The 22,424-nt window shown below is 52.1% G+C and carries 18 protein-coding genes; 9 read left to right on the forward strand and 9 right to left on the reverse strand.

Annotated features, from left to right (window positions below; genetic code table 11):
• Nucleotides 1-117: 117 nt before the first annotated feature.
• On the reverse strand, nt 118-2,523 hold the full coding sequence (locus tag OEL90_RS04630) for an ATP-dependent DNA helicase (protein ID WP_300687305.1): 2,406 nt from the start codon (nt 2,521-2,523) through the stop codon (nt 118-120).
• A gap of 268 nt (nt 2,524-2,791) precedes the next feature.
• On the opposite strand from OEL90_RS04630, the gene OEL90_RS04635 reads away from it, so the two are divergent.
• From OEL90_RS04635 to galU, 3 genes are all read left to right on the forward strand, one after another.
• A complete protein-coding gene (locus OEL90_RS04635; RefSeq protein WP_300687306.1) occupies nt 2,792-4,018 on the forward strand; it encodes a hypothetical protein in 1,227 nt (408 codons plus the stop codon).
• Nucleotides 4,015-5,298 carry a glycosyltransferase family 4 protein gene (locus tag OEL90_RS04640; RefSeq protein ID WP_300687307.1) on the forward strand — a complete coding sequence of 428 codons (1,284 nt, stop codon included), beginning with the start codon at nt 4,015-4,017 and terminating at the stop codon, nt 5,296-5,298. The genes OEL90_RS04635 and OEL90_RS04640 overlap by 4 nt, the downstream gene beginning before the upstream one ends.
• 122 nt (nt 5,299-5,420) lie before the next feature.
• A complete protein-coding gene (gene galU, locus OEL90_RS04645) occupies nt 5,421-6,296 on the forward strand; it encodes a UTP--glucose-1-phosphate uridylyltransferase GalU (RefSeq protein WP_334296978.1) in 876 nt (291 codons plus the stop codon).
• 122 nt (nt 6,297-6,418) lie between these two features.
• Here the strand turns inward: galU and pepV are convergent, their stop codons facing one another.
• From pepV to OEL90_RS04675, 6 genes are all read right to left on the reverse strand, one after another.
• Entirely contained in the window at nt 6,419-7,822 is a 1,404-nt protein-coding gene (gene pepV / locus OEL90_RS04650) for a dipeptidase PepV (RefSeq protein WP_300687309.1), read from the reverse strand.
• 120 nt (nt 7,823-7,942) lie between these two features.
• Nucleotides 7,943-9,043: an NADH:ubiquinone reductase (Na(+)-transporting) subunit F gene (locus tag OEL90_RS04655; RefSeq protein ID WP_300687311.1), complete on the reverse strand. Its 1,101-nt coding sequence runs from the start codon at nt 9,041-9,043 to the stop codon at nt 7,943-7,945.
• An 18-nt stretch (nt 9,044-9,061) separates the two neighbouring features.
• Nucleotides 9,062-9,652: an NADH:ubiquinone reductase (Na(+)-transporting) subunit E gene (locus tag OEL90_RS04660; protein WP_291399686.1), complete on the reverse strand. Its 591-nt coding sequence runs from the start codon at nt 9,650-9,652 to the stop codon at nt 9,062-9,064.
• Nucleotides 9,649-10,287, reverse strand: coding sequence for an NADH:ubiquinone reductase (Na(+)-transporting) subunit D (locus OEL90_RS04665; protein WP_291399688.1), 639 nt, complete (start codon nt 10,285-10,287; stop codon nt 9,649-9,651). Before OEL90_RS04665 ends, OEL90_RS04660 begins: the two co-directional genes overlap by 4 nt.
• A gap of 1 nt (nt 10,288) precedes the next feature.
• The gene (locus OEL90_RS04670; protein WP_300687313.1) at nt 10,289-10,909 is read right to left on the reverse strand and encodes an FMN-binding protein; all 621 of its coding nucleotides are present in this window, start codon (nt 10,907-10,909) and stop codon (nt 10,289-10,291) included.
• On the reverse strand, nt 10,902-11,882 hold the full coding sequence (locus OEL90_RS04675) for an RnfABCDGE type electron transport complex subunit D (RefSeq protein ID WP_291399690.1): 981 nt from the start codon (nt 11,880-11,882) through the stop codon (nt 10,902-10,904). The genes OEL90_RS04670 and OEL90_RS04675 overlap by 8 nt, the downstream gene beginning before the upstream one ends.
• A 191-nt stretch (nt 11,883-12,073) precedes the next feature.
• Here OEL90_RS04675 and OEL90_RS04680 point away from each other — a divergent pair, with 191 nt between their 5' ends.
• Together OEL90_RS04680 and nifJ are read left to right on the forward strand one after the other, a co-directional pair.
• A complete protein-coding gene (locus tag OEL90_RS04680) occupies nt 12,074-13,261 on the forward strand; it encodes a class I SAM-dependent methyltransferase (protein WP_300687315.1) in 1,188 nt (395 codons plus the stop codon).
• Nucleotides 13,262-13,485: 224 nt separating this feature from the next.
• On the forward strand, nt 13,486-17,025 hold the full coding sequence (gene nifJ / locus OEL90_RS04685) for a pyruvate:ferredoxin (flavodoxin) oxidoreductase (RefSeq protein WP_300687317.1): 3,540 nt from the start codon (nt 13,486-13,488) through the stop codon (nt 17,023-17,025).
• Between the two features lie 154 nt (nt 17,026-17,179).
• Here nifJ and OEL90_RS04690 read toward each other — a convergent pair whose 3' ends face one another.
• The gene (locus OEL90_RS04690; RefSeq protein ID WP_300687319.1) at nt 17,180-17,848 is read right to left on the reverse strand and encodes an HAD-IA family hydrolase; all 669 of its coding nucleotides are present in this window, start codon (nt 17,846-17,848) and stop codon (nt 17,180-17,182) included.
• A 142-nt stretch (nt 17,849-17,990) separates the two neighbouring features.
• On the opposite strand from OEL90_RS04690, the gene OEL90_RS04695 reads away from it, so the two are divergent.
• A complete protein-coding gene (locus OEL90_RS04695) occupies nt 17,991-18,449 on the forward strand; it encodes a hypothetical protein (protein WP_300687321.1) in 459 nt (152 codons plus the stop codon).
• Nucleotides 18,450-18,536: 87 nt separating this feature from the next.
• Here the strand turns inward: OEL90_RS04695 and OEL90_RS04700 are convergent, their stop codons facing one another.
• The gene (locus tag OEL90_RS04700; RefSeq protein ID WP_300687322.1) at nt 18,537-19,358 is read right to left on the reverse strand and encodes a hypothetical protein; all 822 of its coding nucleotides are present in this window, start codon (nt 19,356-19,358) and stop codon (nt 18,537-18,539) included.
• A 127-nt stretch (nt 19,359-19,485) separates the two neighbouring features.
• On the opposite strand from OEL90_RS04700, the gene OEL90_RS04705 reads away from it, so the two are divergent.
• The 3 genes from OEL90_RS04705 to truA are packed head-to-tail and all read left to right on the forward strand — an operon-like array spanning nt 19,486 to nt 22,217.
• On the forward strand, nt 19,486-19,956 hold the full coding sequence (locus tag OEL90_RS04705; protein WP_291399702.1) for an HAD family hydrolase: 471 nt from the start codon (nt 19,486-19,488) through the stop codon (nt 19,954-19,956).
• A gap of 6 nt (nt 19,957-19,962) precedes the next feature.
• Nucleotides 19,963-21,351 carry a Na+/H+ antiporter NhaC family protein gene (locus OEL90_RS04710; RefSeq protein WP_291399704.1) on the forward strand — a complete coding sequence of 463 codons (1,389 nt, stop codon included), beginning with the start codon at nt 19,963-19,965 and terminating at the stop codon, nt 21,349-21,351.
• A 2-nt stretch (nt 21,352-21,353) separates the two neighbouring features.
• A complete protein-coding gene (gene truA, locus OEL90_RS04715) occupies nt 21,354-22,217 on the forward strand; it encodes a tRNA pseudouridine(38-40) synthase TruA (RefSeq protein WP_291399706.1) in 864 nt (287 codons plus the stop codon).
• Nucleotides 22,218-22,424: the final 207 nt, after the last annotated feature.

Here is a 22,424-nt window from a genome sequence, read left to right on the forward strand (position 1 = left end):
TTCTGGAGGCGGCTTCAGTAAAAGCTTTCTATAAAGAGGTTTGCCGATGGTCACATTTCGAAAACCCCGGCCAATTGTGGGGTGGTTGACCATCGGCAAAATTTTCTTTTTTAGGGATTACCCATTGCTCCAAAAGGTCTTCAGCGCGCCGGCCAAAGCCTCAGGGGAATGGAGGGTCACCGCGTGAGACCATTCCGGCGGGAACAGTTTGCGGTACCTGCTATGGGTGAACCGGTCGTCGACGAGGAGAACGACGCCGCGGTCCGTCTCCGTACGAATGACTCTGCCGGCGGCCTGGAGAACCTTGTTCATGCCCGGGAACTGATAGGCGAACCCGTAGCCGTCGCCGGTGTTTACCTCGTAAAAGTCTTTGAGCAAATCATTTTCATAATGGAGCTGCGGGAGGCCGACGCCCACCACAATGACACCGCTGAGCCTGTCGCCGGTAAGGTCAATGCCTTCGGAAAACAGGCCGCCGAGGACCGCAAAGACGACGCGGCTCTGCCGGGGCAAAATGTCGAAGCTCTTGATAAAGGACTCGCGCTGGGCGTCGTCCATAGTCTGCTGCTGAACGTCCACGGTGAGGCCGGCATCCGGGTCCGTGCACGCGCTGATGTCTTGGAGCAAAGCCTGGAAGTCGGAAAGGACCAGCCGCAGGTATTCATAGGAGGGGAAGAAGACGAGGTAGTGCCCCGGACGGCCGGCAGAAGCGACAGTATGAATGAGTTCTGCCAGGCTGGCGGTCGTCTGAAGGCGGTCCTTGTACCGCGTCGACAGGGCGCTGTAGACGTAGAGGCCCAGGTGGGACTGGTCAAAAGGCGAGGGCAGCCGCAGGCACAGATCCTCCCTGCTTCCCCCGGAGACATCCCGAAAATAGGGAAGAGGATGGAGTGTCGCTGAGAACAGTACGGCGGCTTTCCCCTTGGAGAGGGCGTCGTTCAGAAGCCGCTTAGGATGCAGGCAGAAGAGCTTGATCTGGAGTTCGTTCTTCCAGGACTCCGTATAGGTGATGAAGTCCGGACCGTAAAGCTCGGAAATACGGAGAAAGCCAAGGACGTCAAAGTAAAAATCCAGCAGCTCGTCTTTGAGCTCGGGGTCTATACTGCTCTTTTCTGATTTTGCCAGGAACTTCTGGGCGGCTTCTTCGAAGCGCCTCAGGCTGGCCAGAAGGGGTTCGGGCATGTCCTCATAGGTGGTATAGCGCCGGTCTGCCGCCTCTTTTTTGAGGGCGACCAGCTGGGTATTGATTTTGTCCATAGCCCGGCTGACGGTGGGGGCCGGCTTCTTCAGACGCTTTTTAAGATCCATGACGGCGGTCTTTTGAAGGCTTGCGGAATACATCTCTCTTGCCCGATCCACCAGATGATGGGCTTCATCCACCAGAAAGACGTAGCTGGCGCCCAGGTCCACATCGAAAAACCGTTTGAGACTGACGCGGGGATCAAAGACGTAATTATAGTCGCAGAGCACAAGATCAGCCCAAAGTGTGAGATCCAGAGCCATTTCAAAGGGGCAGACCCGGTGGCGCGCGGCAATGTCGCTGATGCTCTCCCGGGACAGGATATCGTGGCCTTCCAAGGCTTCCATAAGGGCATCGTTGATTCTGTCGTAGTGGCCCTTGGCGTAGAGGCAGTCCTCGGGTTTACAGGAGGGCTTGTCCAGAAAACAGATTTTTTCCTTGGCGGTCAGGACCACGGATTTAAGTCTGAGGCCGCCCGAGCTGAGCAGAGAGAGGGCGTCGGCGCAGACGGCCTGGGTCGTGGTGCGGGCGGTAAGATAAAAGAGCTTGTCCGCGTGGTTCAGCCCAAGGGCTTTGATGGTCGGAAACAGGGTGGACATGGTTTTCCCGGTGCCGGTCGGCGCTTGGACAAACATTCTTCCACCTGATAGAATAGTCTTATAGATTCGGACCGCGAGTTCTCTCTGGCCGGTTCTGTAAGCCGGATAAGGGAAAACTGAAGCGGCTGCGGAGGCATTTCGCAGAAGGCGCCAGTCCCGCTGCCACTTGATCCACTTCAGGTAGCGCTGAATCAGGTCCTCCATGAAGTCGGAAAGCGCCTGGCTGGTCATGGGCTTGTCAAACTGCAGGATTTCCTCAGTTTCGGCATGGATATAGGTCAGACGTATGCCCAGTTTGAGGCTGCCATGGTATAAGGTTTCCTTCGAGATGATATAGGCGTAGCACTGAGCCTGTGCCCAGTGAAGGGGCCGGTCATCTTCTCTCAGCTTGTCCAGCGGCGTCAGTGTACTTTTGATCTCCTCGACAAAGGTGGTGCCGTTTTCCTCGAAGATGCCATCGGCTCGGCCTTCGAGCCTTAGCTCGATGCCATCCCGAGTGAGGTTGACAGCGAGGGGGACCTCCGCCTGATAATCCGCGTCTCTACTCCTTTGCACCTTCTGGTGAAGGCGGGTGCCTTCCTGGGCGCGTATGCTGGACTTAAAAGAGGTGTCCAGGTCGCCGCTGCGCAGGGTAAACTCGACGAGTTCCCTGACGGAAACCTTTATGACGGCAGCGTTTGACATGAAAGCACCTCCTTGACGTTTGAGCATACAGCGCAGATTTAGAGTTAAACCATTCTCATTATAACATGGAAGAGGGTGTCTGCGGCTATGCCTGTTGACCCGGTCATCCAACTTCACCATCTTTCACCATAAGGTATGTAAGAGGGTGTCTGCAACGGCTTCCTCGCTCCGGCGTCTTCGGCGGCCGTGCCTTTGACTCTGGCTTTTTTGAACACTCCAGCCGTCCTCTTTTGCCACACATCCCCCACAACAAGGAGGCTCGTTCACATTGAAAATCATCTTTGGCATGATCGCCCGCCAGCTCACGGACCCCGGGCCTATAGTCGCCTTTCTCAGCAACGCCGCCCGCCATCAACGAAAGATTGAACGCGTCATAGTCTCTGTGTCGGGCGAGATCGACCCCACTGCGGTCCGAGCCATAGAAGCCCATGCGCCCCTTGAGGTAATCGACCTGAAACGTCCGGTCGCCAGAATGGCGGAGCTGGTCGAATTAGGCCTGACAGAGGCTGAAGCGTCGGCCCTGTTCGCTCATCCTGTATTCGAACGCAGCGGCCGCATGCCTTACGGCCCCAACCGCAACGGTGTAATCCTCGCAGCCATTAAAGCGGGCGGGGACGTTCTGTTCTTCGCGGATTCGGATGTGTCACCGCTGCTTCTCAGCGGCACGCCCCACCAGCATTTTTTCGAAGAGGCGGATGTGTTTGGCAGTCACCTGGCGGCTTTAACAGAGCCGGGCTTGCCGATGGTCGGGGTCACCACCAGCGATTACTCGGGCTACTACATAATCCCGCCCATGTCCTTCGAGGGCCTCGACATTTTTCTGGAAGGCCTCCAAAAGGAGGGCGCCCTGGACTTTGTCCGGCACTCGGGTAAGCACCACGCGCTGACTTTTGATGCCGGAGCGGCCAGGCAGCCTTTTTCGACGGACAAGATTCTCGGAGGCAACGTCGCCATGCGGCTTGAGATTTTCAGAGCGTGTCTGCCGTTTTTTTCGACGGCCTATAACTTTGAAGGGACATGGTGGCTCACCCGGGGGGAGGATACGCTGCTGGGGAAATCCTTGGCGGCAGATGGAAAATGGAAAGTTGTTGACATTGATCTGAGGCTGTTTCACGACACTTTTGATAATTTTCCAGAGGTGCCTGATGTGTTAAGTGACGAAGGGATCAGGGACCGCTTTTATACGACTTGCCTGGGATGGATCGGCCGGAATCCCATTCTCAATGCCCTTGACGGAAAAGATGCGGTGGCAATTTCCAACCGGCAGATCGAATGTCTGTCGCGCAGTGTTGACGCAGCGGCAGCCTATTTTGGCGATGACAGGTTTTTGAAGCTGCCGGAGGCAGCAAAGGCCGCGCTGGATCAGCTGCCAGCTGCCCTGGAAGCCTATGACACCCTTCAGCGGCTTTGGCACAAAGCGGTGGAGGGCGCCTGGCTGCTTCGGCAGGTGGAGGGAGCAGAGGCGGAAGCAGAGGCGGGAGGCGCAAAGTTATGACGTCCGGTTTAAAAACATGGAAGGCCATGAAGCTGCTCCTGATTAACCATTTTCCTCTTGAGGGATCCGGCAGCGGGGTGTACACCCGAAATCTCGCCAAAGCCCTGGTCGCGAGGGGGCACGAGGTTCAGGTGCTGGTGCCGGAATATAAGTCAGTAGATACCTCTGGCGAGGGATTCATCACCCATACAGTGTTGTTTGAGGAAATGGGGGTGGAAAGGGAACCACGGGCAGCAACCGCACTCAGCTTTCCTTTTCCTTGCTTTACGACGCATCCCAGAAGCCACTTCACTTTTTACGACATGGACCAGGAGCAGATCGACGCCTACAGAGAGGCCTTCAGAGTGAGGCTTTCTGAGATTTTGGAGACCTTTGAAGCTGAGGTGATCCATGCAGGACATGTCTGGGTGTTGGCGGATCTGGTCCGGGAAACGGGCAGGCCTTATGTGATAACCTCACATGGTACCGACCTCATGGGCTACAGGCGGGACGAGCGGTATCGAAAAAACGCCGCAGATGCTGCTGCAGGCGCCTGCCGGATCATCACCATTTCCAGGCAGGCGGATGCGGATTTTCAGGCGGTATTTGGTCTGGCGGCGAAGCGCCGGACATTGATTTACAGCGGCTGTGATACAGGTGTCTTTCACAAGAAGACGGGTTCCAGAGAGGATTTGCTGTCAGATCTCGGATTTCAAAGGCCCCCTCGACACGTCGTCTGCTTCGCCGGCAAGCTGGTGGCCTTCAAGGGCGTGGATGTCCTGCTGGCGGCGGCTGCCGGGTATGAACAGAGCCTTGAAGGCCAAGTGGCTACCATTATTGCCGGTGACGGGGTGTTGAAGCCGGCATTGATGGCTCAGGCAGAAGCGCTGGGTTTGAAAGGGATCCGGTTTGTGGGGCACCAGACACAGGAGCGACTGGCCGAGCTCTATAGTGTCAGCGACGTGTTTGCTATGCCGTCCAGGTCAGAGCCCTTTGGCCTCGCAGCATTGGAAGCCATGGCTTGCGGCTTGCCGGTGGTGGGGACTTCTGCAGGAGGACTTGACGACATAATAACGCCGGAAGTTGGACGCCTGGTACCGGTGGACGATCCTTTTGCTTTAGCGGAGAAAATTGTGGAGATCCTTAGCTTGGACGGGCCAGGGAAAAAAGAAATGCGCCGACGCTGCGTCCGCTATGTCGAGACTTGCTTCAGCTGGGCGGCGACGGCGGAACTCACCGAACAGGTTTATCTGGAGTGTGTGTCGGATGGGCGGCCAAAAGACAATGCAGGCCAACAATAAGAAAAGTAGACAAAGCAGGTTGTCAGACGGACAGGAAGGATTAACCAATTTGGGGTTGAAAACCCTAGTGAAAGGGTTATACTTATAGACGCGGCACACCATCACACTATAAATTGGAGGTTATTCCGTTGAAAGTTAAAAAAGCGATAATTCCTGCTGCGGGCTACGGCACGCGGTTTTTACCGGCGACCAAATCCATGCCCAAAGAGATGCTGACCATAGTTGACAAGCCGGCCATTCAGATTATTGTTGAAGAGGCCGTTGCTGCCGGAATAGAAGACATTCTGATTATTACAGGTCGCGGGAAAGACATGATCCAGGACCATTTTGACAACACCCCTGAACTCGAGGCTGTCCTGGAAAAGCAGGGCAAAGCAGAGCTTCTTAAAATTGTCCAGGACGTCTCCAATCTGGCAAATGTGCATTATGTCCGGCAGAAGGAAGCCCTTGGCCTCGGTCACGCCGTGCTTTGCGCGAAGACATTTGTGGGCAATGAGCCCTTCGTGGTCATGCTGGGAGATGACATAGTCGACAGCGACATTCCCTGCACCAAGCAGCTGATCGACGCTTTTGAGACGTATCAGTGTTCCGTAGTAGGCGTTCAGCCTGTGGACTGGTCCCAGGTGGATAAGTACGGGATTGTGGACGTCGAAGAGATCAAAGACCGGGACCTCCGTGTCAGAGGCCTTGTGGAGAAGCCGGCGCTGGAGGAAGCGCCATCCAACTACGCCATATTGGGGCGTTATGTGTTGACGCCGGAGATATTCGACAAGCTCCAGAACACCAAGCCGGGCAAAAATGGCGAAATTCAGCTGACAGACGCGCTGAGGGGTCTGCTGGAGGACCAGGGCATTGTCGCCCATAACTTTGAGGGGACACGCTACGACACAGGGGATAAACTGGGTTACCTGAAAGCTACCGTGGAAATGGGGCTGCGCCACAGCGAAGTGAAGGATCGATTCCGGGATTATCTTAAGACTCTCGGTGAGTCGCTATAAACATAAAAACGCAGAGAAAGACGGCTTAAAAATTGCCGTCTTTCTCTGCGTTTTTGTTGGATCAGCTGCCGGCGGCGGTTGATGGCGCAGCGCCGGGTATAGCTTAATCCATCCGGTTCGCTTCAACGCGCCAGCTCGTATATGGCCGCCGCGTATATTTTCGTTATCAGCACCAAATCCTCCACCCCGTAGAATTCGTCCTTTTGGTGGGCGGTTTCTTCCATGCCCGGAAACATGGGTCCAAAGGCGACCGCATTTTCAAAGGCACGGGCGTAAGTACCCCCGCCGATGGTGACGGCTTCGCCATCATCTCCTGTATAGGCCTGATACACTTTCATTAGCGAAGCCACAAGCGGATGATCCTTTGGCACATAGAGCGGTTTCTGATGCTCAAGATTCGCCAGTTCAAAGCCCCATAGGCCTGCAGCTTCACGGACGCCTTGAAGGACAGCGTCGCCATCTGCCGTGATAGGGTATCTGATATTGACTGTCAGGGTGCCTGAACCTGAACTTGCGTCCAATGCCGCAATGCCCACATTGAAGACGAGTTTTCCGGAAGCCTCGTCCTCGAAGGCGCAGCCCATGCGCTCACCGTGCAGATCGCTGCCTATCTGGGCCGCGTAAAATCTGACAAAATTGGTCAGATCCCCAATTTCGAGATCCAGACAATCCAGGAATCCAAGCAGATCAGAGATGGCATTACGCCCTTTCCAAGGGGTGCTGCCGTGAGCCGAGGTGCCGTAGGCTTTGACAGTAGCAGTCGTTCCGTCAGCACCGGTTTCCAGGGTGACGTGAGCGCCGGAATCGGTATTCCAGGCATTCAGAAGGTCTTCGGAAGGCTTGTAATTTTCAAGGACTGCCTCTGCATAGTCGGGTACCATGTTGGGCCGGTTGCCGCCCCTCAGGCTGACGAGGCGCATTCCTCCATCGCTTAGACGCTCATTGAAAGTCTTGACCAGGTCAAAGACGAGAATGCCCATTTCGCCATGGATCGCAGGGAAATCCGCATCCGGAGAAAACGCTATAGTTGGGGCTTCTTCATGCTGTTTATAGTAGTCCATGCAGCCCCAGCCGCTTTCTTCATCTGTGCCAAAAATGAGGCGGACGCGCTTTGATAGGGTCAGTCCTGAGTCCCTGACGGCTTTCATGGCATATAAGGCTGCCGCGGCAGGACCTTTATTATCATTGATGCCGCGGCCGTAAATTCGGCCGTTTTCGATGTCACCGCTATAAGGATCGTGGGTCCAGCCGTCGCCTTCAGGTACAACATCCAGATGGACGAGGATGCCGACCATGTCCCTGCCTTGTCCCATTTCTGCATAGCCAGCGTAATGGTCGACATTGCGGGTTTCAAAACCAATAGCATTTGCGGTTTTAAGGGCATAATCGAGGCAGGCGTCAATGCCCGGTCCAAATGGCATATGAGGTTCTTCAGGCATCTTGACGCTTTTGAAACGGATTAATTCCTGAGTCGTCTTGATCAGTTCTTCTTTCATGTTGTCTATGAGTGGATCGAATTGCTGCATGGACAAAGCCCTCCCAATTCAGGTTTTTAGATGAAAGAAATCGGCAGGCGGACTGGCCGCTGCCGATTTTATTATACCACTTTTTGATTCAGGGGTTTCTGAAAAGTCTGCTCCGGTCACTTATTCAAACTTGTCGTAATAGATGTGCTCTTCAGCCATTTTCTTTTGTCTGAGCAGATCCACAACACCGTCGATCATGACCGGGCTGCCGCACAGATAAGCTTCCATGTTGCTGGCGTCTGTAATGTACTTTTCGATCAGGTCGGTGACACGGCCTTTTTCGCCAGTCCAATTATCCTCAGGCCGCGGTCTGGACAGGCAAGGCATGAATGTGAAGTTTGGCAGCTTCGCCTCGATTTCCCTGAGCTCGTCCATCATAAAGAGGTCTTCGCCGGTTCGCGCGCCAAAGTAGAAGGTCGCTTTCCGCTCGCTCTTGATTTCGACCATGTGTTTCAGAATGGACATGATAGGTGCCATGCCGGTTCCGATCGCTGCCATGACGATCTCCCGGTCGCTTTCATGATAGTGGAAATCTCCGAAAGGTCCGACCACCGTCAGTTTGTCGCCTTCTTTCAGGTATTTGTGGATATAAGTACTGCATTTGCCGTCCTGCATGTAGCCCAGGAACAGCTCCACCTTGTGCTTGTCCACTGGATTGGAAGCGACTGAGTAGGCCCTGTAAACTTCCTCGTCATTTTCCTTATAGACCGGCGTCAAAATCTGGATGTACTGACCCGGTTTAAAATTGATTTCATTCTCCTCAGGCAGCGTAAGACCCACATGCATGATGGTCGGTGTCAGAAGCTTCAGCATGTCGACCTTATAGTCGTATTGGCGGACATTGAAGAGTTCCTCAGGAATCTTGATTTTAATATTCTCCTTGACCTTGCATTGACATGCAAGCCGGATCCCTTTTTTCTGCTCCACGGGTGTGACATAGCCGGCCTCCGTAGGCAAAAATTGTCCGCCGCCTTCCAATACCTCAACTTTGCAGTAGCCACAGCTTCCTTTGCCGCCGCAGGCGGACGGGATAAAAATCTCCTCATCCACCAGGGTTGACAACAGCGAGCTGCCGCCATCCACTTTGTATTCTTTTTCGTCGTTAATGATCAAAGTCATTTCCCCATAGTTGCCGATGGTCTTATTAGCTATGGAGAGCAGTAATGCGAGCGCCCCTGAGATACCGGAGACTGAGAGGACACTGATAATAATTTCATTCATGTTGGAAGCGCCCCCCTTCTATTGAATTTGAACGATACCCGAAAAACCGATAAAGGCCAGCGCCATGATCCCGGTGATGATCAACGTGATCCCGGCGCCTTCAAGGCCTTTCGGCAGTGGGTTGTTCTTGATTTTTTGCTTGATGCCCGCAAGAGTGACAATGGCCAGCGTCCAGCCAAGTCCTGAGCCTACGCCGAAAGCCATGGACTGCAGAAGCGTATAGTCGCGGATGACCATAAAGAGCGACACGCCGAGAATTGCGCAGTTGACTGTAATCAGCGGCAGGAAGATGCCCAGGGCGTAATACAAAGACTGGAAATAACGGTCTATGATCATTTCAACCAGCTGCGTAAAGGCGGCAATGACGATGATAAAAATGATAAACCTCAGGTACTCCAGGCCAAGGGGCACGAGGAGCCAGTGGTAGACCATCCAGTTGAGCAGGGTCGTGAAGGTCAGAACAAAGGTCACGGCCTGTCCCAGACTCAGGGAGGTTTTGATCTCGCTGGAGACTGCAATGAAGGAGCACATGCCCAGGAAATTGGAGAGGATCATGTTGTTGGTAAAAATCGCGGCGAAAAAGATGACGATAGGATTGATTTCACTCATGCTTTTGCGCCTCCTTTTTCTGTGGCTTTTGCATCCTTGTTCGTATCAGGGAACATATTCTTTGTGACCCAGATCAGAATGCCAAGCATGAAGAACGCGCCCGGAGGCATGATCATGAGCGTCCAGTCCACCCACCAGCTGCCTAAAATTTCGATGCCGAACAGTGAACCGAAGCCCAGGAGTTCACGGAAGAAAGCAATGACCAGGAGCACAACAGCGTAACCTGCGCCCATAAACAGCCCGTCCAGGAAGGAAAGGTGAGGCGGGTTATTCTGCGCATAGGCTTCACAGCGGCCCATGATAATACAGTTGGTGATGATCAGTCCGACATAAGGTCCAAGGGCGGCACTGATGTCAGGCTGATAAGCTTTCAGGAAAATGTCGACTATAATGACATAAACCGCAATGATGAAGGTCTGCACCATCATGCGGATATGCTTTGGCGTAAACTGACGAATCAGGGATACGGTCAAAGAGGAGAAGGCAGTGACGAACATCAGGCCCAGACCCATGATCAGGGAGTTCATCATAAGGTTGGTGACAGCCAGGGAGGAACAGATGCCCAGGATCTGGCGAAAGACCGGATTGTCCTTCCACATGCCCAAAATTGCTAGTTTCTTGACATTTGAAGCCATATTATGCACCGCTCCTTTCTGCCTGGAGAATGCGTTCAATGGTGCTGTCTATCAGCTTTCGGATCGCGTCGGAAGTCAGCGTGGCACCGGAGATGGAATCTGCGTTGCCGCCGTCTGAAGGCTTGTAAATGACGACGCGCCCGCCGTCCTCAGGTATTGGCATGTCTCTGAACTGCTCTTTGTACCAGCTTTCGTCGATCCTGCCGCCGAGTCCCGGTGTTTCCGAGTGAGAGACAAAGTCGACACCCAGGATTTTGTCATACTCAGGTGAAACTGCAATATAGCCTTTGACACTGCCCCATAGCGCTGCGCCATTCATTGGGAAGACGTAGCCGATCAAGCTGTCGCCCTGTCGCGCCTCGTAATACTCAAGAGCACCAAGAGACGCAGGAGAAATCATGGCGTCATAAGTGCTGACGACAGCGCTGTCATCCTCTGGATCCACTTCCACATCCAAAACATATAGAATGGTGCGTTGTACCTTGAGCGCTTCGAGATCTGCAATACGCTCCTTGGTGGCGTCATTCATCAGGGCGAGCGCCAGAGTCAGTACGGCTGTCAGCGCAATCATAGCCAGTGTAGGATAGAGAATCTGTTTGGTGTTCTTCTTCTTTTTAGCCAACTTTCTCGCCCCCGTTTCCGGCCTTGGCGGATTTTCTGCTCTTAAGATATTTGACGAGCTCATCCAGGATTGGTGCGAAGGTATTGCCTATCAGAATGGCAAACATGATGCCTCCGGAAAAGAGGGCGAAGCCCCTGATAATGACAGTGACAACACCTATAAGAATACCGTAGATCCATTTGGCTTCAATGGATTTTGGACTGGAGATTGGATCTGTGGCCATGAAGACGGTGCCGAAGAGAAGACCCCCGGAAAACAGTCCGAATAGGGGATGGGGCACTTGGGAGACGCCCATGGCAAAGAAGGTCGTACTCATTGCGAGATAGCCGAGAAGTACGCCGCCCATAGTTTCTTTAGAGGCCGTTTTGGTATAGATCAGGTAGATGCCCGCCAAAATGATGAGAATGGCACTGGTTTCGCCGAGAGATCCGCTGACGCGTCCTAGAGCAACATCAAAATACTCGGCAAGCTGACCTGTGGATCTGAACGTGATCAGAGGTGTAGCGGTACTGAGTGCATCCACAGGCGGCGTCAGGTAAGTGCCAAAACCTCCGAGAAGTCCGGACGCCGGCATGTTCCACTCCGTCGTCAGGAATTTTGGGAAGGAGACATAGACGAAGGCCCGTCCGACCAACGCTGGATTAAAGACGTTGCGGCCAAAACCGCCAAAGGCTTCCTTGCCAAAGACGACGCCAAAGATGATGCCTACTGCGGCAACCCAGAATGGCGTTGCGGGCGGCAGCGTGAGTGAATAGAGAACGGCGGTGACGAACACGGCTTCGGTGACAGGTTTTTTGGACTTGCGTTTAAAAGTCCATTCTGCCAGGATTCCAAAAAAGACACTGACCATAATCAGCAGAAGTGAGCGCCACCCAAAAAAATAGACCGATGCCAGAATGATCGGTGCCAATGCGTACAGGACTTTACGCATCAATGACTGTTTCATAAATTTGATTCCAAGAATCTCCGACAAAGACGAACCCCCCTCATGATGCTGTATAGGCCATATATATCCATTACAAAAACGATTAAAACATTCTTACTATTGGATTATGATATAATTATACCTGAGTTTTGAGAGAGTTTTATAGAAGAAAAAGCTGACCTCTGACGGAGGTTGGGATGAAACTGCTGCATAGATCTGGGAAAATGGGGTGGCATAAAGTGAATAAGTTAAGAGCGGCACTTGAAGAGTGGATCCGGGAGGAGGCGCTGGTCAAAGGAACGCTGAGTGGGAAGAAAACCAGCTCAGAAGTTGTGAAGGTCATTGTCAAGCCGGTCAAAATCAAAGCCGGAATAAAATTTCAATTTGAGTATCACGAAAAGAACAAGGTGGTCCACAAGAATCTCGACAGACCGGAAGCTCTTGAAGAGATTGAACTGCTGATGCAGACCAGGTTTAAGCAGCTGGATCTGAAAACTGCAAGAGCGGATGTCAAACTTTTCTCCAATTCTGCTGACAATTGCCGCGTCCTGGTGAAAAAGCTGGACGACCGGGAGGGCGGGCGCGTTGTGGATTTAAGTCACAATCGGCAAAAAAACTACATCCTGGAGGAAGGGATCCCGGTGGGTTATCTCGTTCATCTGGGTGTCCAAACGCCGGAGGGCAAAGTCGTCAAAAGCCGGTATGACAAATTCAGACAGATTAATAGATTCCTGGAGTATGTTGAGGATATTCTCAAGGTGCTTCCTAAAAGTGACAGGCCGCTGAGAATTGTCGATTTTGGATGCGGAAAGGCCTATCTGACTTTTGCCATGTACGATTTCTTTACCCGAAGACTTGGCCTTGAAGTGTCCATTATTGGCCTGGATCTCAAGGCGGATGTTGTCGCCTTCTGCAATAAGACTGCGCAGGCGCTGGGATATGAGGGTCTGCGCTTCGAAGTCGGAGATATCAGAGACCATGATGAACAAGGCGCGGTGGATCTGGTCGTGACGCTGCACGCCTGTGATACCGCTACGGATGAAGCTATAGTCAAGAGTATAGGCTGGAAGGCAGCGGCGCTTCTCAGTGTGCCCTGCTGCCAGCATGAGCTGCACGACAGGCTTCATAACGAATCGCTGGACCCTATTCTCAGACACGGTATTCTGCGGGAGCGAATGACGGGGATTGTGACAGACGCCTACCGCGCCATAGTCATGGAAACCCTTGGATACGACGTTCAGATCCTGGAATTTATCGATATGACACATACGCCGAAAAATCTTCTGCTGAGAGCGACCCGCCGCGGTCATGAAGGGGATGAGGACAGGGAATGGCTTTCGATGGCGGACTGGAGAGAGGCAGACGCTTTTGAAAGAACCTTCGGACTGGGGAAAACCTATCTCAGAACCCGGTGCGAAAGTGTCTAAGAAATAACGGGCAGACAAAATAGATGTATACTGTATACAAAAATCTAAAAATTTATTTCTGTGGAAGGGCTTGAAATTTTATAAGCGTTGGTACGACTGTGTTATAGCGATATGAATAATTGTATACAATTTAACAAACGGCGTTGACAGAGTGTATATTGTATACTATACTGAGTTATGAAAACCAAAACATTTCACACAAAAAGTTAGGAGGCAAGTTGTCGATGAGTAAGAAAGTCATGAAAACCATGGATGGCAACACCGCGGCTTCATATGTCGCATATGCGTTTACTGAAGTTGCGGCCATTTATCCAATCACGCCATCTTCAACCATGGCAGAGCTCGTAGATGAATGGGCAGCCCATGATATGAGAAACATCTTCGGACAGCGCGTTCAAGTTACTGAAATGCAGTCTGAGGCTGGTGCCGCTGGCGCCGTACACGGTTCACTCCAGGCTGGTGCGCTGACGACGACCTTCACAGCATCACAAGGTTTACTCCTGATGATCCCGAATATGTACAAAATTGCCGGTGAGCTTCTTCCTTGCGTTTTCCACGTCAGTGCACGTGCGCTCGCAGGTCATGCGCTCTCCATCTTCGGCGACCATTCAGACGTTATGGCAGCACGCCAGACGGGCTTCGCGCTTCTCGCGTCAGGTTCGGTTCAAGAAGTAGTTGATCTCGGCGGTATTGCGCACCTTAGCGCCATCAAGTCAAAAGTTCCGTTCCTTCATTTCTTTGACGGCTTCAGAACTTCACACGAAGTTCAGAAAGTTGAAATGATCGATTACGCTGACTTTGACAGAATGCTCGATAAAGAAGCGGTTGCAGAGTTCAGAAAGAAAGCCCTCAATCCTGAGAATCCGGTAACGCGCGGAACGGCTCAGAATCCGGACATTTTCTTCCAGGCGAAGGAAGCCTCCAACAAGTTCTATACAGCGATCCCGGGCATTGTTGAAGATTACATGAAAGAAATCAGCAATGTCACAGGAAGAACATACAATCTCTTCGATTACTATGGCGCACCGGATGCAGACCGCATCATCGTCGCAATGGGTTCTGTCACACAGACAATCGAAGAAACTATTGATTACTTAAATGCCCGCGGCGAAAAAGTCGGCCTCATTAAAGTCAGACTTTACAGACCGTTCGCACCTGAATACATGATGAAAGTCCTGCCAAAGACCGTCAAGAAAATTGCGGTTCTCGACAGAACTAAAGAGCCGGGTTCCCTTGGCGAGCCTCTTTACCTCGATATCCGCAACGCGTTCTACAACACTGAGAATGCACCGGAAATCGTCGGCGGCCGTTATGGTCTGGGCTCCAAGGACACGACGCCTTCCCAAATCAAGTCTGTTTACGAAAACCTCAAGAGCGACGCGCCTAAGAACAACTTCACAATCGGCATCAATGACGATGTGACGTTCCTGTCCCTCGAGTGCAAAGAGAGCATCGTCACAGAGTCTCCAAGCACAGTGCGCTGCAAGTTCTGGGGTCTTGGTTCTGACGGTACGGTTGGCGCGAACAAAAATGCCATTAAGATCATCGGCGACAAGACAGACCTCTATGCTCAAGGTTACTTCGCTTATGACTCCAAGAAGTCCGGCGGCGTTACTATGTCTCACCTTCGTTTCGGCAAGGAGCCAATCCGCTCTACTTACCTGATCGAAGAGGCGGACTACATTGCGTGCCATAACCAGGCTTATGTTTATCAATATGATCTCCTCAAGGGCCTCAAAGAGGGCGGCAACTTTGTCCTCAACTGCATGTGGACAGGTGACGAAGTTGAAGCTAACCTCCCTGCAGCCATGAAGCGCTACCTCTATGAGAAGAAGATCAACTTCTATACTATTGACGCGACTTCAATCGCGGAAGAAATCGGCCTTGGCAACCGCATCAACATGGTCATGCAGTCCGCGTTCTTCAAGCTCGCAAACGTCATCCCTGTCGAGGATGCTGTGAATTACCTCAAAGAAGCCAACGTCAAGAGTTACGGCAGCAAGGGCGATAAGATTGTCGCCATGAATGACAAGGCTGTTGACGCAGGTATTGAGAAGCTCGTCAAATTTGAGATTCCGGAGTCCTTCAAAGATGCCAAGGATGCAGCAGAAGGCGCTGCAGAAGAGCTTCCGCGCTTCATCAAGGACATTCTGATTCCTATGAACCGCCAGGAAGGCGACAACCTCCCTGTCAGCACCTTTGTAGGCGCTGAAGACGGTACCTTTGAAGCGGGCAGCGCAGCTTATGAGAAGCGCGGCATCGCAGTGACGGTTCCTGAGTGGCAGGCAGCAAACTGCATCCAGTGTAACCAGTGTTCTTTCGTCTGTCCTCATGCGGTTATCCGTCCGTTCCTTCTGACTGCAGAAGAGAAGGCGAACGCGCCTGAAGGCTTTGAGACGATCAAAGCTATGGGTAAAGGCTTCGAAGAGCTTCAGTACAAGATTCAGGTCTCCACTATGGACTGTACGGGCTGCGGCAACTGTGCCGACGTTTGTCCTTCCAAGAACAAGGCCCTCGTCATGAAGCCGCTCGATACTCAAGTCAACAAAGAAATCCCTAACTGGAATTACGCTGTCAAGCTTCCTGTCAAGGATGACCTCATGGCAACCAATACAGTTAAAGGCAGCCAGTTCGCACAGCCGCTCTTCGAGTTCTCAGGCGCTTGCGCAGGCTGCGGTGAGACACCTTACATCAAGGTTGTCACTCAGCTTTATGGTGACAGAATGTCTATTGCCAACGCAACAGGCTGTTCTTCCATCTGGGGCGGCTCCGCGCCTTCCACGCCTTACTGCAAAAACGCAGAAGGCAAAGGTCCTTCCTGGGCGAACTCCCTCTTCGAAGACAACGCAGAGTTTGGTATGGGTATGGTCCTTGGCAATACTGCAGTTCGCACGCTCATGAAAGACAAAGCCCTTGAGTTCGTGGGCCTTAATGTAGACGATGCTGTCAAGGCGCCATTCGCAGCTTGGGTCGAGGGCATGGAAGACGCCAAAGCTTCAAAAGAAGCTGCAGTGGGTATTCTCCAAATCCTCAATGACAACAGCGTGACAGACGCAAAAGCAAAAGAAATCCTCGAATTCTTCGAGACACACAAAGACTTCCTGATCAAGCGCAGCCAGTGGATTCTCGGCGGCGACGGCTGGGCATATGACATTGGCTTCGGCGGCCTCGACCACGTTCTGGCTTCCGGCGAAAACGTCAACGTTCTCGTCTTTGATACAGAAGTCTACTCCAATACAGGCGGCCAGGCTTCCAAAGCATCCCCAACGGCTTCTATCGCTAAATTTGCCGCAGCTGGCAAGCGCGTGAAGAAGAAAGACCTTGGCATGATCGCAGCGACTTATGGCTATGTCTATGTCGCTCAGGTCGCAATGGGCGCTGATAAGAACCAGTTCATGAAAGCCCTCATCGAAGCTGAAAGCTACGACGGTCCATCCCTCATCATTGCTTACGCGCCATGTATCAACCACGGCATCAAGGCTGGCATGGGCAAGACGCAAAACAGAATGAAGGAAGCGGTAGACGCAGGCTACTGGCACCTCTGGAGATTCGACCCACGCCTCAAGGAAGCAGGAAAGAATCCGTTCATCCTCGACTCTAAGACGCCAACGGTTGAATTTAAAGACTTCCTCATGGGCGAAGTTCGATACACTTCCCTCAAGAGCCAGTTCGCAGAGGTTGCTGATCAACTCTTCGAGCAAGCTGCAAAAGAAGCTAAAGATCGCTATGACGGCTACGTCCGTATGGCGAAAATGGAGTTTTAATCCAGCTACCATTTGACATCGTTTGAAATGCTGAGATAAAAGAAAACCCATCCCGGAGCTCCGGGATGGGTTTTTAAATGTTGTGGCGGAAGAAGGGGTTGATGGGCTGCAGGCCGCTGAGGAAGGCTGCGTCTGACACCGTCTTCCGTGCATTTTAATTCTCCTGCGTCAGCTGCTGAAGCAGTTCGGCAAGGGCTTCAACAGTCTCTGAACGGTAAGCGGGGGCGCAAAGGTCGAACTCCTCCCGGCTGCCATAACCGTAGCCTACGGCGACGGTGTCGATGCCACAGGCCCGAGCGCCTTCCACGTCATAATGTCTGTCTCCAATCATAAGGCACTCCTCCGGCTTCAGATGCTCCTGGCTCAGCAGCCAGTTCAGGACCTGAGACTTTTGGTCCCGCGTGTGATCCAGGGTACTTCCGGCGATTAAAGCAAAATAGTGATCCAGTTCGAGGTGCTTCAGCAGGGTTTCTGCAAAGATCTGGGGCTTTGAAGTAGCCAGATAAACAGGGACGCCAGCCTGATGAAGCTGCCTTAAGAGTTCTGGGATTCCCGGATAAACGCTGCATTCAAACAACCCGGTCACAGAGTAGTATTCCCGGTACTTTTCGACCGCTTCCCTGGCCTTGGCGTCATCAAAGCCAAAGTAGCGCGAGAAGGATTCAGTCAGCGGCGGACCAATGAAGGGTGTCAAAGCGTCATAGCCAGATTCGGGGATCTCGATGCCATAGTGTTTGAGCGCGTAGACAATCGCACGAGTGATGCCGGTTTTGGGCTCAATGAGTGTGCCGTCGAGATCAAAGATCAGTTTTTTGAAGGTCATGGCGGCGTCTCCTTTCAAAGGTTCCGTTAAAGTATGTTGTGAGTCTGGAAATTACAGTGTTCGAGCGGAGATTTTTTGAATGTTCTTACGCAACTATGTTACACTAATAAGAGGCAAAAAGAAACCGGAAGGATGGCTGACCATGTTCATACATACCCGTATTCGTCTGTTCTGCGAGCTCAATAGGGCTCAACGCTGGCTGACGCATGAGGACTTCATGGGCAAATGGCTGAAGGACGAAATGAATCAGCTAGAGCTCGTTGGTATGGAGCCCCGAGAAAAAGTCGAGTGCTTATGGAGTTCCACTGATGATCAGGGCAATACCTTCAAAGATGCTGTGGTGTTCCACATGATGCCTTGTGCTGCGAGAACCCAATACTGCACGGAGATTCACCTGATGGTGCATCCTGACACTGCAAGGTTTGAGCTGTCAAAGGGTGCTGCGGTCGAACTCGATCATGAGGCGGTCGAGGTTTGGAGGAAGTCTGCCCTTGACTATTGGAAGCAGGCCCTGGAGTCCCTCAGACAATGTGTCAATGGTGACTGGGTTATTGAAGACCGCGACCTGAACCGCAGTATACTGTTGAAAAGTCGTTTGTAGTGAGGCGTTTGTGGTTTTGTGCAGAACTAAAAAACCGCCAGGCGTGATCGTCTGGCGGTGCTGATAAATTGCAGCACATCTGTGCTGTCAGTGATTCAGCTCTATTCGCGTCTTAAGATTTCTGTTCAGATGACATATGGCCAGCTTGGCTAAGCTGATGACGGAGGCGCTGTTTTGAGCGGTTAAAAGCTCTTTGAATTCTACGATGAATTCGCGGGTATAATGTCGGTGGAATCGAAGCTCCGCACCCATTTCATCCAGTTCTTCCTCAAGGCTGAAAGCGGGTGACGCCAAAGCCTGACGTTTGGCGAGCCGCTCTTCCAACGCCTTTGGAAAGCAAGTCATTTCGTAGTCGTAAAAGAGCCATGCTTCATCCGGATCCGGCGCCTGAATCAGTCCTGCAGTGCCGTGACCAATGGCAACAATAGGCTTCATATGCGCTTTCATGTGTTTCAAAATGCGTTTCAAGTCCTTCTGGTTAGGCAGATCAGCCAGGGCACCTTTGCCGCCGGGAAGAAACAGCCCATGAAGGTGAAGGAGCATTTCTTCAGTGATATCAGAAAGTTTATAAGGAATCAGCAGTTCCGTCAGTCCGTCTACATAGCGTTCATAGGCGTTGCGTTCTTCGGGCTTCAAGGAGGCGACACCCACGGCATCTGCCAGTGGTGTGTCTCCGTCAGGCGTGGCAAACATGACTTGATAGCCGGCGTCGATCAATGTTTTATGCAGGTCTGCGAGCTCACACAGATGATAACCGCAAGAGACGGAGGTCCCGTCTGACAGAGTCAGACTACGGGCGGTGCTGATCACAGCCAGAACTTTGCCTTTGACAGCGCTGCGGCTCTGATCCTTACTGACGTCGAGTGACAGATTGGCCTCTTTTTTTGGGCCCAGGGAAAGGTCTGACATTCTGATCACCTCCTCCATTATTTATACCTCTTTTTGAAAGATTTAATCAGTACTTGAGCCAACTTGGCACGGGCAGGACATTAAAAGGCCTGTAAATTTCAAAAATTCCATGAACCGGAGGTCCTTTATGCTGGAAGTAGATATTCCTTCTTATGGCAAACTTGTTTTTAAAAATGTCGTGTTTGATTACAACGGCACGGTAGCAAAGGACGGCGCGCTCATTGAGGGCGTCATGGAGCGCCTTCAGAAACTGTCACGCACTGTCAAGATTCACATCCTCACAGCGGATACCTATGGCACTGTGAAAAAAGCATTTGAAGGCAGCCGCATTGATGTGCACATCCTTGAGAGTGATCACGGGACTCAGGAGAAACTCGAATTCCTGAGAAAACTGGGAACAGACCGCACCATTGCGGTAGGGAACGGCAACAATGACAGCCTTATGTTGAAGGAATCCATTCTTGGGATCGCGGTCATAGGTGCAGAGGGCCTTGCGCGACGGGCACTGATGGATGCGGACCTACTTTTTACGGATATCATTGACGTACTGGAAACCCTTGAAAATCCAAAGCGATTAGTCGCAACCCTGAGAGAGTAGGCCGCCATGCTGACATTTCAGGACAGCCTGATCACCTTGTCAATGGTGGTCCTATGCATTGTCAGCGCAATCCTCCTGAAGATTTCGCTCTTTTTTGGGTTTGCAACGGCAATCATATTACTCTTAATCTATTTCAGCCGAAAAGGCTTTTCTGCGAAGTCAATGGCAGAAGCGGCCATGATCGCAGTACGGGGATGTACGGTGGTGTACGTTGTCATTCTGTTGATGGGCATTTCCATTGCGGTCTGGATTGCGTCCGGTGTCATACCCGCCATTATTTATTACGGCCTGGACTGGTTTGCAAAGGAGACCTTTTTGACAGCGGCCTTTTTAATTACTTTGATCGTCGCCATGATTATGGGTACTGGGCTGGGTACGCTCAGCACCATCGGCATAGCACTTATGGGTATTGGCAGTGGATTTGGTTTTGAACCGCCCTTGGTCCTGGGCGCGATTCTTTCAGGGTCTTATATCGCGGACAAGCTGTCACCGGTCAACGGGCTGGTCAATCTGCTGCTGGGCGTGGCAAAGCTGCCCTACAAGGTTTACGCCAGAGCTTCACTCAGAACCACTGCACCGGTGATCCTGCTCTGCATCCTTCTATATTCCTGGATTGGCAGCGCGTCGGAAACAGTCTCAGCGGTGGTGGATACGCAGTTGCTCCGGGCGGCCCTAGCTGAGCAATACGTCATGAGTCCGCTGCTGTTCCTCATACCGGCCATCCTTCTTGGCATGACGTTTAAAGGGTTTAAAATTCATGTGGGCATGCTCGTGTGTATTTTGATTGGAAGTCTCACCGCTATTCTGGTACAGGGGGCAGGGGTGACGGAGCTCATCACCTGGCTGGCAAAAGGCTACAGGCTTTCTCCCGAAAGCGCGCCACTTCTCGCGGATATACTGAAGGGCGGAGGGATCGCGCCTATGCTGGAGGTGCTTTTAATCGTGCTTTGCGCGGTCGCCTTCAGCGGGATCCTGGAGCGAACGGACGCGCTGGCACCCATGATGAACAAGGTCATCTCGGAACAGGACGGTCCCGGCAGGCTTACGATCAAGACCGGGCTGCTGAGCATTCTGTTCCTGAGCGTGTCCTGCGATCAGACGCTGCCTATCCTTTTGCCTGTCAAATCACTCCGGAGCACCTTTGAATCCCGTGGTCTGACCATTGCGGATCTCGCCAGGACAGTTTCAGACACAGGCGTGATCATGGCGCCTCTTCAGTTTTGGAACGTCAACACCATCATCATAGTCGGCTTGACAGGAATCACGCCGGCTTTATATGCCAAATACAGTTTTCTCTTGTATTTGTTCCCCGTGGTCACGGTGATTTACGCCTTGATCCTCGGAAGCCGGCACGGGCGGCGCAATCAACCCTCCACAACTGAAAAAGGAGTATGACTATGACACAAAGATACAGAATGGACCTGGCTTATGACGGCAAACGCTACAAAGGCTGGCAGCGGCTTGGAGAGGATTTGAAAGCAGAGACCATACAAGGGAAACTTGAAACGGCACTGTCCAGAATTTTGGTGGAAGAAATTGAAATTGAAGGCGCCGGAAGGACGGATGCGGGGGTTCACGCGCTGGGCCAGGTCGCGACTTTTTCAGCCGAGAAAGTTTTTGATGTGAAAGAGGTTCTGAAGGACCTGAATTTTTATCTGCCGGAGGACATGGCGGTGCTGAAGCTGGAGGCGGTTCATCCGAGCTTCCACGCGCGCTACTCTGCCGTCTCAAAGACTTACCTGTACAAGATTCTCAACACAGAGATTCCGGATCCCTTCAGCCACCGGTACAGCCTGTATCTGGAAGAGTCTTTGGATGTGGCAGCCATGATCCGTGCCGCGGAGCTGTTTGTGGGGGAACATGACTTTACGGCTTTCACCACAGCCAAATCGAAGAAAAAATCCATGGTCCGCAGTATTGAACGCCTGGAGATCGTAGCCAGGCCTTTGGTGGCAGATCAGGCTCTGAATCCTGCAACAGCCCATACCCTGGACAAAAGCGTCGAGATCAGAATCACGGCGAATGGCTTCCTTCACAACATGGCCCGCAAAATTACCGGAACACTGATTGAAATTGGCCTTGGACGGATTCCGTCCGAACAGGCTAAGGTTATGCTGGAGACAGGAGACCGCAGCCTTTCGAGTGAGCTCGCGCCGGCCCATGGCCTCTACCTGGAAAGGGTCGTCTATGGCCAGCCTGGAAAAGGCCGCACCAAAAAAGGACCAACCGGGAAAAACAGCGACACTCAAGATCAGGACTAGTGTCCAGTAAACACTCAAACTAGGCATACTACAGGTTAAAATTTCACATTACTGCGTTGTCGTCAATCGCGATACTGCTTAGTATCGCTCATTTCTCCGCCTTGTTTTGTGAAATTTTACCTCTGTACTATGCTATAGTTTAAGAATTCACTGGACACTAGTCTCAAAAACAAAAAACTACCCAAATAATGGGTAGTTTTTTTAAGT

It is taken from the genome of Acidaminobacter sp. (assembly GCF_030247605.1).
Lineage (GTDB): Bacteria > Bacillota > Clostridia > Peptostreptococcales > Acidaminobacteraceae > Acidaminobacter.